This is a genomic window from Tenebrionibacter intestinalis, assembly GCF_016632365.1.
Classification (GTDB): Bacteria; Pseudomonadota; Gammaproteobacteria; order Enterobacterales; family Enterobacteriaceae; genus Tenebrionibacter; species Tenebrionibacter intestinalis.
On record NZ_JAEPBH010000173.1, the window covers coordinates 1 to 477 of the forward strand.

The 477-nt window shown below is 54.7% G+C and carries 1 protein-coding gene; it reads right to left on the reverse strand.

Translation table 11 applies throughout. The features are described 5' to 3' along the window. The coding region (locus tag JJB97_RS18355) for an adhesin (protein ID WP_238715525.1) at positions 1-477 on the reverse strand (477 nt) is incomplete at both ends.

The following is a 477-nucleotide window of genomic DNA, read 5'->3' on the forward strand; positions in this document are numbered from 1 at the left end:
CCACCAACAGAGCCTATATCAGGCCCGTCTGTAAACACCGCGCCACCCGTAGCTATGCCAACGTTCTGCCAGACGCCGCGCCCCGGAGCCAGCGCCCCGGTAATACCCGCCGAAACACTTCCCTTGTAATCCCAGGTTTTATTTTCATTGCCCGGTTTGCTCAAGTCGTACCACTGATAGGTACCATTAGCAATTTCCGCGATTACTGCACCACCAACAACTTTACTTACTGAAGCTGCCGGCCCTAAATACGCCGCTCCCGCTATCATCACGCCATCCTTATAACCATCCACAATAACTTTTGTGATATTCGCCCCTTCCGGTAGATCTCCTTTCGCCAGCCTGTCCAGCCCGGCCTGGGTTTGCTCCGGCGTCAGATTATTCTCCTGCGCATACTGATTCCAGGACTGTGCCGCCAGGCCGTAATCCGTCATGCCCTTCGGCAGGGAAAATCCATCGCCCAGCGCATTATTCTCA